The following is a 14,873-nucleotide window of genomic DNA, read 5'->3' as shown; positions in this document are numbered from 1 at the left end:
CCGGGGCGGGTTGACCGGGGCGGGTTGACCGGGGCGGGTTGACCGGGGCGGGTTGACCGGGGCGGGTTGACCGGGGCGGGTTGACCGGGGCGGGTTGACCGGGGCGGGTTGGCCGGGATGGGCCGGGGGCAGGGCAGGCCGGGCTGGCGAGGGGGGCTGGAGGGACCGGACCGGCGGAGCGGCCAGCGGCAGGGCGGGGCTAGGCGGGCCGAGCTAGCGAGAGGCCGCCTGGCGGGAGCAGGCCGGCGGGGCGGCAGGGCAGCCAGCGGCAGGCGGGGCAGGACGCGGCAGGCGGGGCAGGACGGGGCAGGGCGGGCGGCGGCGCGAGCGGCGGGCTGAATATTTTTGCTTCGTGAAGGAATAAATTTCAGTGTGGTGAAGGATTTGGAGGAGGGCGGTCTTCGCCCGGCCGACGCGGAGGCTGGTGCCGACGGCGACCAGGTGGGTGCCGACGACGACCAGGTGGGCGGGGACGGCGACCAGGTGGGCGGGTGGCCGGTGTCGCGCAAGCAGGGGCGGGGCGTGGGTGTGTTGGTGGTGTGGCTGTTGTGCGGGAAGGCCCGGAAAAGCGACGCGCCACGTCCCCAACGGGAACGTGGCGCGCGGCGGGTCGAGCTACTTGGCGACCTGCTTGGCCGCCTCCGGGTTGCGGCGGACCTTGATCAGGGACGCGACCGTCGTGATGGCCAGGACGCCCACGATGACCGACAGGGACACCTCGATCCCGATCACCGGCACCGGCAGCGGCTGCCCGCCGTTGATGAACGGCAGCGCGTTGGAGTGCAGGGCCTCCAGGATCAGCTTCACGCCGATGAAGCCCAGGATCACCGACAGGCCGATCGACAGGTACACCAGCTTGTTCAGCAGACCGCCGAGCAGGAAGTACAGCTGCCGCAGACCCATCAGGGCGAACGCGTTCGCGGTGAAGACCAGGAACGGCTCCTTGGTCAGGCCGAAGATCGCCGGGATCGAGTCCAGCGCGAACAGCAGGTCCGTGGTGCCGATCGCGACCATGACGATGAACATCGGGGTCACGAACCGCTTGCCGTCGATCTTCAGGAACGACTTGGAGCCGTGGTACTGGTCGGTCACCGGGAAGATCTTGCGGACGATGCGCAGCGCCGCGTTCTCCTTGAACTCCTCTTCCTCCTCGTCGTGGTCCGTCTTCGCCAGCTTGTAGCCGGTGTAGATCAGGAACGCGCCGAAGAAGTAGAAGATCCAGCTGAACTGGGCGATCGCCACCGCGCCCACCGCGATGAAGATGCCGCGCATGACCAGCGCCATCAGGATGCCCACGAGCAGCACCCTGTGCTGGTGGACCGCGGGCACCTTGAAGGTGCTCATGATGATCAAGAAGATGAAGAGGTTGTCGACGCTGAGCGAGTACTCCGTGATGTAACCGGCGAAGAACTCACCCGCGTAGGTGCCGCCGTACATGGACCAGACGCCCAGACCGAACGCCACCGCCACCGCGACGTAGAACGTCACCCACCGCCCGGCTTCACCGATGGTGACCTCGTGCGGTTTGCGGTCGACGATGAACAGGTCGATCGCGAGCAGGGCGAGCAGGCCCGCGATCGTCGCGATCCACAACCACGCGGGGACAGCCATCGATTACTCCTCCGGTACATCGCGCGCACGCCAATGACCGGAGGTCTCCTCCGCCGATCACAGGACCGACCGGCGGCACCGGGACCCCGACGCTGGGCTCCGTGCTGACGACACCGCCGCGAGGGAGTACTCCCCTCCACACTGCCGCCCAGTCTCACGCATTGATGCGGGTTCGCGCCAGCCGGGGTGATCAGACACACCCGCTCGGGTGGGCTTTCGCTGAGAAAGGGCAACCTCGGAGATCACGTCTTCTCAGCATCACACGCCAGTGTGACGAAGTCGGCTTAACCTCAGCGACGTGGCCCCATCCTCCCGCCTCCGCGGCAGGTGGTCGCTCCCCGCGCTGGTCGTGCTGGTCGCCCTGGTGGGCGCCGTCGTGGTCTGGACGCGCGGGGACGACGACCCACCGCCGGTGAGCACCCGCGACGCGGTGATCGACGTACCGGAGAGCCCCGGCAGCGACCGGACGATCCAACTCGACACCACCCTGTACCTGCCCGAACGCACCCCGGCCCCGGCGGTGCTGCTGCCGCACGGCTTCGGCGGCAGCAAGGACAGCGTGTCCGCCCAGGCGACCGAACTGGCCCAGCGCGGGTTCGTGGTCCTGGCCTACTCGGCGCGCGGCTTCGGCCGCAGCACCGGCTCCATCGAGCTGAACTCGGTGGACCACGAGGTCCGCGACGCGCAGAAGCTGCTGGACTGGCTCGCCACCCGCGAGGAGGTGCGCACCGACGCGGCGGGCGACCCGCGCGTGGGCGTGACCGGCGGCTCCTACGGCGGCGCGCTGGCGCTGTCGCTGGCGGGCGTGGACCCGCGGGTGGACACCATCGCGCCGGTCATCACGTTCAACGACCTGGGCCAGGCGCTGCTGCCGAACTCCGCCCGCACCGACGCGGTGGACACCACGTCCCCGGCGGTCGGCGCGTTCGGCGAGGACGGCGTGTTCAAGCGGTCCTGGGCGGGCATCTTCTTCTCCGCCGGCCTGTCCGGCGGGGACCTCGCGAGCCCCGGCCAGGAGGCCGCCGAACCCGGCCAGGACGACAACGACGCAGGTCAGGCGGCTGATGCCGCCGCAGCCGCGGTCACCGCGCCGCAGCAGCAGGGCCGCCCGGCGGGTCCGGTGAACGGCGCGTGCGGGCGGTTCGCCGCCGACGTGTGCGCCGCCTACACCGAGGTCGCGACCACCGGGAAGGCCGGCCCCAAGACGCTGGAGATCCTGCGCCGCTCCTCCCCCGCCGCGGTCGCCGACAAGATCACCCAGCCGACGATGCTGGTGCAGGGCGAGCAGGACACCCTGTTCGGCCTCGACCAGGCCGACGCCAACGCCCGCCAGATCGCCGCGAACGGCGCGAAGGTCAAGGTCGTCTGGTACTCCGGCGGCCACGACGGCGGGTCGCCGGGCCCCGAGCTGCGCGGGCAGATCGCCGACTGGATGGCGTTCCACCTCGACGGCAAGGGCACCGACCCGGGCACCGGCTTCGAGTACACCGTGGTCGGCGCGTTCCGCAGCAGCGGTGCCCCGTCGCTGCGCAACGTCATCGCGCCGAGCTACCCCGGCCTGGCCGGCGGCAGCCCGGTGGAGCGCCGGACCGTGCCGCTGACCGGGCGGGACCAGACGGTGGTCAACCCGGCGGGCGGCAACCCGGCGGCGGTGTCCAGCCTGCCCGGCCTGGGGTCGGCGCTGTCGCGGTCGTCCTCGCTGACCGCCCGGCTGTCGATCGACCTGCCCGGCCAGGCGGCCGTGTTCGCCAGCGAGCCGTTCACCTCGCAGGTGCTGTTGACCGGCGCGTCCACGGTCAAGCTGCGGGTCTCGGCGGTGCCCGGGACGCCGGTGCCCGCGGACGGGGCCGTGCTGTTCGCCAAGCTCTACGACGCGGATGCGAACGGGGTGCGCACCCTGCCCGGGTCGGCGGTCGCGCCCTTCCGGGTGCGCGACCTGCCGGCGGACGGCACGCCGGTCGAGGTGACCGTGACGCTGCCCGGCGCGGTGCGGCCGGTGGAGAGCGACCACCGGTTGCAGCTCGTCGTGTCGACCACGGACCAGGCGTACGCCAACGCCACCGAGCCCGCCGCCTACCGGATCTCGCTGGCCTCGCCGGAGCTGTCGGTGCCGGTGGTGCCGGGCGCGAACGCGACCAGCGAGGTGCCGACCGGCGCGCTGTGGGGCATCGCGATCGTGCTGCTGGTGTGCTTGGTGGTGGCCGTGGTGGCGTGGTTCCGCCGCCGGCTGACCGCGGACGTCGACCCGGAGCTGACGTCGGTGCCGCTGGTCATCTCGGGGCTGACCAAGTCCTACCCGGGCGGGCTGACCGCGGTGCGGGACCTGTCGTTCCGGGTGGAGCACGGCCAGGTGCTGGGCCTGCTCGGGCCCAACGGCGCGGGCAAGACGACCACGCTGCGGATGCTGATGGGCCTGATCACGCCGACCGAGGGCGAGATCAGGGTGTTCGGCCACCGGGTGCACCCCGGCGCGCCCGTGCTGTCGCGGATCGGGTCGTTCGTGGAGGGGTCGGGCTTCCTGCCGCACCTGTCCGGGATCGCGAACCTCAAGCTGTACTGGGCGGCGACCGGCCGTCCGGTGGAGCAGGCGCACTTCGACGAGGCGCTGGAGATCGCGGGCCTCGGCGGCGCGGTGCACCGCAAGGTCCGCACGTACAGCCAGGGCATGCGGCAGCGGCTCGCGATCGCCCAGGCCATGCTCGGCCTGCCGGACCTGCTCGTGCTCGACGAGCCGACCAACGGGCTCGACCCGCCCCAGATCCACCAGATGCGCGAGGTGCTGCGGCGCTACGCCGCCGCCGGGCGCACGGTGCTGGTGTCCTCGCACCTGCTCGCCGAGGTCGAGCAGACGTGCAGCCACGTCGTGGTCATGCACAAGGGCACCCTGGTCGCGGCCGGTCCGGTCGAGGAGATCGCGACGGGCGGCGGCGAGGCCAGCTTCCGGGTCGACCGGCCCGAGGAGGCGGCCGACGTGCTGCGCGGGCTGTCGGGCGTTCGGAGCGTCTCGGTGGACGGCGAGCAGGTCCACGCGAGCCTGAACGGCACGCCGCGCGCGGAGGCGTTGCAGGCGTTGGTGACGGCGGGGGTGGCGGTCGACCAGGCCGGTCCGCGCCGCCGGTTGGAGGACGCGTTCCTGGAGTTGGTGGGCGAATGACTGAGAACGGTGTGCACACCGACCCCGCGGCGATCTCCGACCTGACCGACGCGGCGGAGCACGAGCACGCGCAGGTCGCGCCGGACGGGTCGAAGGTCGGCTACCGGGCCGGGCGGACGCTGCCGGTGCGGGTCGAACTGGCGCGGCAGTTGCGCAGGCGGCGGACGCAGTTGGTGCTGGGATTCCTGGTGCTGCTGCCGTTCATCCTGGTGGTGGCGTTCGAACTGGGCCAGGCGTCGCCGAACCGGCGCTCGGGCGGGTTCGTGGACCTGGCTACCGCGTCCGGCGTGAACTTCGTGATCCTCACGCTGTTCGTGTCCGGGAGCTTCCTGCTGCCGATGATCGTGGCGCTGTTCTTCGGCGACACGATCGCGTCCGAGGCGTCGTGGTCGAGCCTGAAGTACCTGCTCGCCGCGCCGATCCCGCGGCACCGGCTGCTGCGGCGCAAGGCGGTGGCCTCGGGGCTGCTGTCGGTGTTCGCGCTGGTGCTGCTGCCGCTGGTGGCGCTGGGCGTGGGCGTCGTCTGGTACGGGGCGGGCGAGGCCGTGTCCCCGACCGGTGAGGCGGCGTCGTTCGGGTCCGGCGTGTACGGGTTGGCGCTGGCGGTCTGCTACATCTCCATCCACCTGTTCTGGCTGGCGGGGCTGGCGCTGTACCTGTCGGTGTCCACGGACGCGCCGCTGGGCGCGGTCGGCGGCGCGGTGCTGGTGTCGATCGTGTCGCAGATCCTGGACCAGATCACGGCGCTGGAGGACCTGCGGGACTACCTGCCGACGCACTACGCGCTGGCGTGGGCGGACCTGCTGTCGTCCGATGTGGACTGGTCGCAGATGGCGCGGGGCACGTTCTCCGCGTTGGCGTACGGGGCGTTCTTCACGCTGCTGGCGGCGCGGAAGTTCGCCCGCAAGGACGTCACTTCTTGAGGGGTGTCGGGCCGGGAGCGGTCGCAGCGCTCCCGGCCCGACAGCACGTCCTCGACGTTCTCCTCCGCCCGGGTCTTGATGGCGGCCATGACCGGCATGAGCCCGAAGTCCGGGTGCCGTCGCGGCCGATCCGGTGCGGGCGATCTCGTGCTATGGAAGGGTGTTCGGCTGGACCGGGCGCTTGGCGCGCGGGAGTTTCGCCACGACGGCTTCGTAGGAGCGGTCGAGGAGGTCGCGGACGTCGTCCTCCGGGACTTTGCCGCCGAGTTGGAGGCGGTTCCAGCCGTAGCGGCCGATGTAGGGGCTGGTGGTGATGTCGTCGGGGAAGCGGTCGCGCCACTCCGACGCCTCCTCGGCGTTGGCCCCGCACTTCACGCCCACCGACTCGTTCGGCAGGCCGATGAACGCGAACGCCTTGCCGCCTACCTTGCAGACCAACTCCTCCTCGCCCCAGGGGTAGCTCTCCTCGGCACCGGGCTTGGCCAGGCAGTACGCGATCACGTCGTCAAGCGTCACGCCGACACGCTAGGCCAAGTCACTGACAAAACGCGTGAGCAGCACGGCGAACGCCTCCCGGTCTGCCCGGGTCCACCCGTCCATGGCGCGGGCGAACGCGGCTTGCCGGCGCTCGTGGATCACGCGGGACACCGCACGCCCCTCGGCGGTCCGGACCAGGTACGCCCGCCGCCCGTCGGCCTGGTCCGCCTCGCGCCGCACCCACCCCTCCCCCACGGCCGCCGCCACCAACTTGCTGGCCCGGGGCTGGTCGACGCCCAACGCGCGAGCCACCGCCGACACGGTCACCCGCTCACCGGTCTCCTCGGCCGCTTCCACGACGTCGAGCACGTCGACGTGCGGCCCGACCGTGTCCCCGCCCAGCACCCGCCGACGCTGCCGCCGCCGGATCTCGACCATCGCCCGTTCGACGGCCACCAGGCTCTTGTCCACGCACCACTCCAGTTACATAATCGGAGAAAACTACATGTCACTGTACATCTAGTTGGAGGTTGACATGAAGCCCATCGGCTACTGGCTCAAGCACCTGGACACCCTGATCGACTCCGCCTTCGACCGCGCCCTGACCGACACCGGCCTCACCCGCCGCCACTGGCGACTCCTGAACGAAGCCCGCGCCGGCACCCTCCCCGACGACCCGCTGGTACCGGAGCTGATCGCCCGGGGATGGGTCTTGAACGGCACCCTCACCGAGGCGGGTGAGCAGACCTTCGCCGCCACCCGGGCCAGGGTGGACGGCGTGCGCGAGACCTTGGCGACCGGCATGACCGTCGAGGACTACACCGCCACCGTGGCCAACCTGGCGAAGATGGCCGCCAACCTGGAAGCCGGTCTGGCGAAGTCGTGAGCGACCCTGGCGGATGTGTGGGGCCGGCCCCGGCGCTGGGTGAACGCCGGGGCCGGTGTGGTGGGAGCGGGGTTGGTTCGCCGGCGGGTCACTTGACGCCGGCTGCGTCCATGCCGCGGAGTTCCTTCTTCAGGTCCTGGATCTCGTCGCGCAGGCGGGCGGCCAGCTCGAACTGGAGTTCGCGGGCCGCGTTCATCATCTGGTCGGTCAGCTGCTGGACCAGGTCGGCCAGCTCGGACCGGGCCATCGTGGTGGTGTCGCGGTCGGCGAGCACGCCCGAGCTGCGGCCACTGGCGCCCGGGTCGCCGGTCGGCTTCTTGCCGCGCGAGGCGTTGCGGCCGGAGCCGCCGGGGGCGATGGCGTCCTCCGCCTCGGCGTAGACCTGCTCCAGGATGTCGGTGATCTTCTTGCGCAGCGGCTGGGGGTCGATGCCGTTCGCCTCGTTGTACGCGATCTGCTTGGCGCGCCTGCGGTTGGTCTCCTCGATGGCGTGCTGCATCGAGTCGGTGATGCGGTCCGCGTACATGTGGACCTCGCCGGACACGTTGCGGGCCGCGCGGCCGATGGTCTGGATCAGGCTGGTGCCCGAGCGCAGGAAGCCCTCCTTGTCCGCGTCCAGGATCGCGACCAGCGAGACCTCCGGCAGGTCCAGGCCCTCGCGGAGGAGGTTGATGCCGATCAGGACGTCGTACTCGCCCAGGCGGAGCTGGCGCAGCAGCTCCACGCGGCGCAGGGTGTCGACCTCGGAGTGCAGGTAGCGGACCCGGATGCCCAGTTCCAGCAGGTAATCCGTGAGGTCCTCGGCCATCTTCTTGGTCAGCGTGGTGACCAGGACGCGTTCGTCGCGCTCGGCGCGGACCCGGATCTCGTGGACCAGGTCGTCGATCTGGCCCTCGGTGGGCTTCACGACCACCTCGGGGTCGACCAGGCCGGTCGGGCGGATGACCTGCTCGACGAACTCGCCGCCCGCCTGGCCCATCTCGTACGGGCCCGGGGTGGCCGACAGGTACACCGTCTGCCCGATCCGGTCGGCGAACTCCTCCCAGGTCAGCGGCCGGTTGTCCAGCGCGCTGGGCAGGCGGAAGCCGTGCTCCACCAGGTTGCGCTTGCGGGACGCGTCGCCCTCGTACATGCCGCCGATCTGCGGCACGGTCACGTGGGACTCGTCGATGACCAGCAGGAAGTCGTCCGGGAAGTAGTCGATCAGGGTGGCGGGCGCGGTGCCGGGGCCGCGGTCGTCGATGTGCCGCGAGTAGTTCTCGATGCCCGAGCAGAACCCGACCTGGCGCATCATCTCGATGTCGTAGGTGGTGCGCATGCGCAGCCGCTGCGCCTCCAGCAGCTTGCCCTGCCGCTCCAGCTTGGACAGCTGGTCGGCCAGCTCGGCCTCGATGTTCGCGATGGCCTTCTCCATGCGCTCCGGGCCTGCCACGTAGTGGGTGGCGGGGAAGATGCGCAGCTCGTCGACCTCGCGGACCACGTCGCCGGTGAGCGGGTGCAGGTAGTACAGCTTGTCGATCTCGTCGCCGAAGAACTCGATGCGGACCGCCAGCTCCTCGTACGCCGGGATGACCTCCACCGTGTCGCCGCGCACCCGGAACGTGCCGCGGTTGAACGCGACGTCGTTGCGGGCGTACTGGACGTCGACCAGGGCGCGCAGCAGCAGGTCGCGCTCGACCTCGCCGCCGACCTCCAGGTGGATCGACCGGTCGAGGTAGGACTGCGGCGTGCCCAGGCCGTAGATGCACGACACGGACGCGACCACGATCACGTCCCGCCTGGTCAGCAGGCTCATGGTGGCCGAGTGGCGCAGCCGCTCCACGTCCTCGTTGATCGAGGAGTCCTTCTCGATGTAGGTGTCGGTCTGCGGGATGTACGCCTCGGGCTGGTAGTAGTCGTAGTAGCTGACGAAGTACTCGACCGCGTTGTGCGGGAAGAACTCCTTCAGCTCGTTGGCCAGCTGGGCGGCCAGCGTCTTGTTCGGCGCCATCACCAGCGTGGGCCGCTGCAGCTTCTCCACCAGCCACGCCGTGGTGGCGGACTTGCCGGTACCGGTGGCGCCGAGCAGCACGACGTCCTTCTCGCCGGCCTTGATCCGGCGTTCCAGCTCGGCGATGGCCGCCGGCTGGTCGCCCGCCGGCTGGTACTCGCTGACCACGCGGAACTGCCCGTCGGAGCGGGGGATGTCCCCGACGGGGCGGTGCGACGAGTGCGCCTTGACCGGGATCTCGGTTGGGAATGCCACGGACACGACGGTACGCCCCGGGTCCGACAATTTCCGATCGGCCCTGGTCAGAACGCTCTCAGCAGTTGCAGTCGCACCCGCAGCAGTCGCAGTTGCAGTCGCAGTTCGACCCGCCGCAGTCGCAGTTGCACCAGGCGTCGTGCGGCTTGCCGCTGAACGGGCCGGGGTACGGGTCGCGGCAGCAGTACTGGCACGTGCCGCACTGGTAGAGGATCGCCGGGCAGCCCAGCACGAAGCCGCGCTCGATCGGCGGCTTGACCAGCTTCGGCCAGCACCACAGGCCGCTGCCGGGCGGCGGCTCGGCGGCCCGCTTGCGCTTGCCCTTCTTCGGCGGGGGCGGGGTGCCGCCGGTGCCGGGAGCGGCCGGCGGGGGCATCGCGCCGGGCGGCGGGACGGCACCGGGCGGCACCTCACCGGCCGGGTAGCCGCCGTAGGGCGAGGGTCGGCCTTGCGGCGGTGGGCCTTGAGGCGGCTGGGCGGGCGGGTACATGCCGGGTTCGGGGTTCCAGCCGGGCGGGGTCGGCGGGGTGTGGCCCACCACGTCGGAGTGCAGGCCGGTAGGGCAGGCGTGCGAGTGGGGTTCGCCGAACGCGCGGCGGATCGACTCGCGCACCTCGTGCACCAGCAGCGTGTGCACCAGGCGGTCGTCGGTGAACTCGACTTCCTTCAGCGCCAGCTTGATGCCCAGCGCCGCGTCATCGCACAGCCGACGCGCCTCTTCAAGAGACGTCCCGGTCGCATCAAGAGGGTTGTACGCGCCCGAAGCGCGGTCCTCCGCAAGGTCCTCCACGGCGTCCAACAGGTGCGCCAGCCGCCCGAACAGCCGACCCACCTCGCGCAGCGGCGCGGCGTTCCCGGGACGGCCGGCCAGCACGGCGGTCTGCGCCACGGCCTCGCCGGCGGCGGTCTCCGTCGGCTCGGTCACCAGCAGCACCGAACTGCCCAGCCCGGCCGCGGCCTCCGCCTCCGACTGCCGCGCCACCGCCGCGACCAGCACGGACGTGTCGAACCCCAGGTCCACGCCGGTCGACGCGGCCTGCGCCGCCCAGCGCCGCGCCACCTGCCGCCCGATGCCCCGCACCGGCGCGGACGCGAACGCCCCGTCCCGGTCGTCCACGTGGTCGCCGACCTTCGCCGAGGCCAGCACCAACGAGACCGCCGCCGCCAACCGCGCACCGGCACCTACGGCCACATCGGCCGACTGCATCCCGCGCAACGCACAAGGCCCCGCGGTCCGCCTTGAACGGCCCATCTGCGCCTCTACAAGAGCCGAGATGACCAGGCCGTCGTAGTTGGTCACCACCCGCGCCATGTGGCCGTGGTCGTCGCGCAGCGCGAGGCAGAGCCCGCACAGGTGCGCCAACCAGGATTCACGCAGGTCCGCGCCCAGGCGGTTGCGGCACGGGCGGATGATTCCGAACATGGCCGGAAGACTAAGCGATCATCATACTTTCGGGTGACTGAACGGGGTGTTCGGCGGGTTCGCGTGCATAGGGTGCGCACGTGACGCTGAGCGCCGCAGGGACCACGCACATGCACATCCACCCGCCCAAGATCGAGTACTTCGACCTCGACGCCAAGAGCAACACGGACCCGAAGGGCATCCTGCGCGGCGTCGACGAGTACCGCCTGACCGCGGACGGGCTCTACATGTTCCGACCCGTGCCCGGCCACCCCCGGCTGTCGCACTTCGAGTCCTGGTTGCTGCCGGCGCACGGCCTGCGCGTCACCCGCCAGTCCTGGCACCCCGGCCACGAGTGCGACTACGACCTCTACCTGGACGTGGTGGAGATCAGCTCCAGCGGGTCGGTCTGGAAGACCGTCGACCTGTACCTGGACCTCGTGGTGCGCACCGGGCACAGCGTGCGCGTGTTGGACACCGACGAGCTGCTGTTGGCGCTCCAACGCGGCCTTGTGCAGCCGGAGCGCGCTCAGTGGGCGTTGGAGACGACCTACCGCGCCGTGGCGGGCATCGCCGCCCACGGGCACGACGCCGTCCGCTGGCTCGCCGCCCAGGGCACGGTCACCACCTGGCGTCGGCGGTAATACAGACGGTGACACCCGCTGGTCAACCGCGATCCGAGTCCGTCACCTGATAGTGACCTCACCCAGTACAGACCGTGATGTAACGAATCGACCCGCTGTGTTACCAGCCGCGCACTTACGGCTACCCTCGGGTCGCGTGGGAGCGGTCATCACACCTCAGCTCGTCGACGTTGTCGACACCGTCAGCGCTGTTCGGAGCTACTCCTCGGGCATGTCGCGGCACTTGACGACGTGCCGGGTGGAGGACTGGGGGCTGAGGCTGGAGTGCCCGACCCCGGAGGACCCGTTCTCCGACTCCGAGGTCACCTGGTTGATGCCGGACCTCGGGTTGCGGCTCACCCACCAGCGCCCCCGCTCCCGGCACGCCCGCAGCGGCCCCAGCGTGCTCAGCGCGGTCCGCGTGCAGCGCGACGGCCGGTCGTGGCGGACGACGGACCTCCTGCTCGGCCTGGCCGTCCCCGGCGGCACGACGGCCCGCATCGTGCGGTCCGAGGAGTTCGCGGCGGCGGTGGCCGGCCGGGTCCTCGGTCCCGAGGACGCCGACCAGGCCCTGCGCACCGTGCACCGCACCCTGGAGCAGATCAGCCTGCACCGCCACGACCTCGGCGCCTGGCTGACCCACCGCGGCATCTACGACGTCTGGCCGTCCCTCTAGGACGCCTGGCCGCCCGCGTCGGAGGTCTGGCCGTCCCTGTAGAAGGCCTCCATGCGCTTGGCCGCCGCCTCCATGAACGGCTCCTTGGCGTCCCCGTAGGCGAACCCCTCGGAGTCGCCCGCGTGCCGCGCGGACAGGTCCAGCTTCACGGCCTCGTACTCCCGGCGGGCGGCCTCGTCGACCCGCAGCCAGTCCCGGAATCGGATCGCCCACGTCCACGCCGCGCCGCCCTCCACCCGGAGGTGGAGGTTGACCCGCCGCTTGGGGTCCGTGCCCGCGTGCAGCCGCTTCACCCACTCCGCCGGGTCGCCGAACCGGACGGTGTCCTCGCCGCGGCCCAGCGGCGGGAAACCGGCCTCGGACAGGGCGTCGGCGAGCGAGTCGGCCTCCTCCATGGACTGGACGCCGAGCTGGAAGTCGAGGACGTCCTTGGCCGCCAGGCCGGGGATCGCCGTCGAGCCGATGTGCTCGACGTGCCTGCCGCCGGCGGCCAGCGAGATCCGCTTGGCGATCCGCTCGGCCTGCAGCGGCCAGGTCTCGTCGTAGGGCACCACCTTGGGCGGGCCGCCGGCGTAGCGGCGCAGGCGCACGTTGGCCTCGTAGGGCACCAGGCGGTCCGCCCACAGGGCGTCGACCTCGGCCAGGACCAGGTCCGGCGTGCCGCTGTTGTCCAGCCACACGTCCGCCACGGCCCGGCGCTGCTCGTCGGTGGCCTGCTTGGCCATGCGGTTGCGGGCGTCCTGCTCGTCCAGGCCGCGGCCGACCAGCCTGCGGACCCGCTCTTCGGGGTCGGCGTGGACGATGATCACCAGGTGGTAGGCGGGGGCGAGGCCGTTCTCCACGAGGAGGGGGACGTCGTGGACGATGATCGCGTCCTCGGGGGCGGCGGCGATGAGTTCGGCGGTCCGGGCGCCGATGCGGGGGTGCATGATCGCGTTGAGGGTCTGGCGGTCGCGGTCGTCGCCTTGGCCGAAGACCCGGTCGGCGAGGGCTGCGCGGTTGAGTGACCCGTCCGCGTTGAGCACCGAGGGGCCGAACGCTTCCTCGATGTCCCGCAACGCCTCCGTGCCCCGTTCGACGACCTCGCGGGCCAGTCGGTCGGAGTCGATCACCACCGCCCCGTGCTCCGCGAGCCTGCCCGCCACCGTCGACTTGCCGGATCCGATGCCCCCCGAGAGGCCTACGCGCAACATGGCGCCCAGTCTGCCCGGTGGCCTCCAGGCAGCGCGATCGACTTCCGGCGTCGGTCAGGCGTCTTCGATGGGGGTCATGGACTGGATGGCGAGAGCCGTCAGGATGTCCTTGACCTTGTCCTCGGGCAGGTAACCCGCCTTCGTGCGCACGACGAACGTGGTCTTGCCCAAGGAGCCGATGAGCAGGCGTTCGGCGTTCGTGGTGACCAACTGCGCCTTGTGCTTGGTCACCTCGATTTCGGTCGCCTGGCCGCCCTCCTTCTTCTCCGCGTCGACGCTCTCGGTGACCCGCTCCTTGGCCGACGCCTCGTCCTCGTACGTCGCCAGGCCGATGATCAGCGGCGACTCGGCGAAGTTCTTGCCCTTGGGCACGTCGTGGTAGCAGTCGATCTTCGCGGTGCGGGCGATGGACGGTTCGGGGATGCCGATGATCATCTTCAGCTCCCCCTCCATCTTGCGGCCGATCAGCTCGTTCACCCGCTCGACGGGCACGATCAGCTCGCAGTCCTCCGGCATCGGCCGGTCGACCATGGGGCGGATCCGGCTGGCGCTGGTCGGGGGCATGATCGTGGGGATCTGCGGTGGCGGGGCGGCCGGGGGTTTCTCCTGCGTGCAGGCGGCAAGTGCCGCGACCACCAGGGCCAGTACCGCCAACCGCCTCGTTCGCGCACCCATAGGGATCACAACTTAGCGCACGACAACGGCCCCGCACCGTAACCGATGCGGGGCCGTTGCGGCGTTGCGTTCAGACGGTCACTTCACGACCGCCGGCGTCGCTGATCAGGCGCCGCCCGACAGCTTCTCGCGGAGCGCGGCGAGCTGCTCGTCGCTGGCCAGCGTGCCGCCGGCCTGCGCCGGAGCGCCGCCACCGGTGGACGCCGGGGCCTCGCCGCCCGACGAGTAGTTGGTCTCGCCCGCGGCCTCTTCCTCGGCCGCGGCGGCCTTGGCGACCTGCTTCATGTGGGCCTCGTAGCGCAGGTGGGCCTCGGCGTACTGCCGCTCCCACTCCTCGCGCTGCTTGTCGAAGCCCTCCTGCCACTCCTGGGTCTCCGGGTCGAAGCCCTCGGGGTAGATGTAGTTGCCCTGGTCGTCGTACTCGGCGGCCATGCCGTACTGGGTCGGGTCGAACTCGGAGTCGACCGTGAAGCCCTCGTTGGCCTGCTTGAGCGACAGCGAGATCCGCCGGCGGTCGAGGTCGATGTCGATGACCTTGACCATGACGTCGTCGCCGACCTGGACGACCTGCTCCGGGATCTCCACGTGGCGCTCGGCCAGCTCGGAGATGTGGACCAGGCCCTCGATGCCCTCGTCCACCCGGACGAACGCGCCGAACGGGACCAGCTTGGTGACCTTGCCCGGCACGATCTGGCCGATCGCGTGGGTCCGGGCGAACTGGCGCCACGGGTCTTCCTGCGTCGCCTTGAGCGACAGCGACACGCGCTCGCGCTCCATGTCGACGTCGAGGACCTCGACGGTGACCTCCTGGCCCACCTCGACGACCTCGGACGGGTGGTCGATGTGCTTCCAGGACAGCTCGGAGACGTGCACCAGGCCGTCCACGCCACCCAGGTCCACGAAGGCGCCGAAGTTGACGATGGAGGACACGACGCCCTTGCGGACCTGGCCCTTCTGCAGCTGGTTGAGGAACTCGCTGCGGACCTCGGACTGGGTCTGCTCCAGCCA

Annotated in this window: 13 protein-coding genes; 5 read left to right on the top strand and 8 right to left on the bottom strand. The window is 71.0% G+C overall.

The features are described 5' to 3' along the window. Positions 1-615: 615 nt before the first annotated feature. Positions 616-1,611, bottom strand: coding sequence for a TerC family protein (locus tag RIN75_RS42740; RefSeq protein ID WP_309117827.1), 996 nt, complete (start codon positions 1,609-1,611; stop codon positions 616-618). 298 nt (positions 1,612-1,909) lie between these two features. Here RIN75_RS42740 and RIN75_RS42735 point away from each other — a divergent pair, with 298 nt between their 5' ends. Both RIN75_RS42735 and RIN75_RS42730 read left to right on the top strand, forming a co-directional pair. Beyond that, entirely contained in the window at positions 1,910-4,765 is a 2,856-nt protein-coding gene (locus RIN75_RS42735; RefSeq protein WP_309117826.1) for an alpha/beta fold hydrolase, read from the top strand. Continuing rightward, positions 4,762-5,688 (top strand): ABC transporter permease subunit, encoded by a 927-nt coding sequence (locus RIN75_RS42730; RefSeq protein WP_309117825.1) that lies wholly within the window; start codon positions 4,762-4,764, stop codon positions 5,686-5,688. Before RIN75_RS42735 ends, RIN75_RS42730 begins: the two co-directional genes overlap by 4 nt. A gap of 150 nt (positions 5,689-5,838) precedes the next feature. On the opposite strand, the gene RIN75_RS42725 is transcribed toward RIN75_RS42730, so the two are convergent. Together RIN75_RS42725 and RIN75_RS42720 are read right to left on the bottom strand one after the other, a co-directional pair. Beyond that, on the bottom strand, positions 5,839-6,204 hold the full coding sequence (locus RIN75_RS42725; RefSeq protein WP_309117824.1) for an MmcQ/YjbR family DNA-binding protein: 366 nt from the start codon (positions 6,202-6,204) through the stop codon (positions 5,839-5,841). 9 nt (positions 6,205-6,213) lie between these two features. Continuing rightward, on the bottom strand, positions 6,214-6,636 hold the full coding sequence (locus tag RIN75_RS42720) for a MarR family transcriptional regulator (protein ID WP_309117823.1): 423 nt from the start codon (positions 6,634-6,636) through the stop codon (positions 6,214-6,216). Between the two features lie 64 nt (positions 6,637-6,700). Between RIN75_RS42720 and RIN75_RS42715 the strand changes: the two genes are divergently transcribed. Beyond that, positions 6,701-7,051, top strand: coding sequence for a MarR family transcriptional regulator (locus RIN75_RS42715; protein ID WP_309117822.1), 351 nt, complete (start codon positions 6,701-6,703; stop codon positions 7,049-7,051). A gap of 88 nt (positions 7,052-7,139) precedes the next feature. On the opposite strand, the gene uvrB is transcribed toward RIN75_RS42715, so the two are convergent. After that, positions 7,140-9,296, bottom strand: a complete 2,157-nt coding sequence (uvrB, locus tag RIN75_RS42710; RefSeq protein WP_309117821.1) for an excinuclease ABC subunit UvrB — start codon at positions 9,294-9,296, stop codon at positions 7,140-7,142. A gap of 58 nt (positions 9,297-9,354) precedes the next feature. Beyond that, entirely contained in the window at positions 9,355-10,719 is a 1,365-nt protein-coding gene (locus tag RIN75_RS42705; RefSeq protein ID WP_309117820.1) for a DUF5685 family protein, read from the bottom strand. A gap of 110 nt (positions 10,720-10,829) precedes the next feature. Between RIN75_RS42705 and RIN75_RS42700 the strand changes: the two genes are divergently transcribed. After that, positions 10,830-11,342 carry a DUF402 domain-containing protein gene (locus tag RIN75_RS42700; RefSeq protein ID WP_309117828.1) on the top strand — a complete coding sequence of 171 codons (513 nt, stop codon included), beginning with the start codon at positions 10,830-10,832 and terminating at the stop codon, positions 11,340-11,342. A gap of 136 nt (positions 11,343-11,478) precedes the next feature. Next, positions 11,479-11,997 (top strand): hypothetical protein, encoded by a 519-nt coding sequence (locus RIN75_RS42695; RefSeq protein ID WP_309117819.1) that lies wholly within the window; start codon positions 11,479-11,481, stop codon positions 11,995-11,997. Here RIN75_RS42695 and coaE read toward each other — a convergent pair. The 3 genes from coaE to RIN75_RS42680 all read right to left on the bottom strand — a co-directional run. Then, positions 11,994-13,190 carry a dephospho-CoA kinase gene (coaE, locus tag RIN75_RS42690; RefSeq protein WP_309117818.1) on the bottom strand — a complete coding sequence of 399 codons (1,197 nt, stop codon included), beginning with the start codon at positions 13,188-13,190 and terminating at the stop codon, positions 11,994-11,996. The genes RIN75_RS42695 and coaE overlap by 4 nt on opposite strands. A 54-nt stretch (positions 13,191-13,244) precedes the next feature. Continuing rightward, positions 13,245-13,844, bottom strand: coding sequence for a hypothetical protein (locus RIN75_RS42685; RefSeq protein WP_309117817.1), 600 nt, complete (start codon positions 13,842-13,844; stop codon positions 13,245-13,247). Between the two features lie 126 nt (positions 13,845-13,970). Then, a partial coding sequence (locus RIN75_RS42680) for a S1 RNA-binding domain-containing protein (protein ID WP_309117816.1) occupies positions 13,971-14,873 on the bottom strand: 903 nt, incomplete at its 5' end.

The sequence above is a fragment of the Saccharothrix sp. genome, assembly GCF_031180885.1.
Taxonomy (GTDB): domain Bacteria; phylum Actinomycetota; class Actinomycetes; order Mycobacteriales; family Pseudonocardiaceae; genus Actinosynnema.
Note: the sequence above shows the minus strand (reverse complement) of the source record. Positions and strands in the feature narration are given on the sequence as shown.

What these genes read in the sequence shown, in the direction of transcription:
- RIN75_RS42715 (WP_309117822.1), top strand. Translation starts at nt 6,701, where the DNA reads ATGAAGCCCATCGGCTACTGGCTCAAGCACCTGGACACCCTGATCGAC.
- RIN75_RS42740 (WP_309117827.1), bottom strand. Translation starts at nt 1,611, where the DNA reads ATGGCTGTCCCCGCGTGGTTGTGGATCGCGACGATCGCGGGCCTGCTC.
- RIN75_RS42705 (WP_309117820.1), bottom strand. Translation starts at nt 10,719, where the DNA reads ATGTTCGGAATCATCCGCCCGTGCCGCAACCGCCTGGGCGCGGACCTG.
- RIN75_RS42730 (WP_309117825.1), top strand. Translation starts at nt 4,762, where the DNA reads ATGACTGAGAACGGTGTGCACACCGACCCCGCGGCGATCTCCGACCTG.
- coaE (WP_309117818.1), bottom strand. Translation starts at nt 13,190, where the DNA reads ATGTTGCGCGTAGGCCTCTCGGGGGGCATCGGATCCGGCAAGTCGACG.
- RIN75_RS42700 (WP_309117828.1), top strand. Translation starts at nt 10,830, where the DNA reads ATGCACATCCACCCGCCCAAGATCGAGTACTTCGACCTCGACGCCAAG.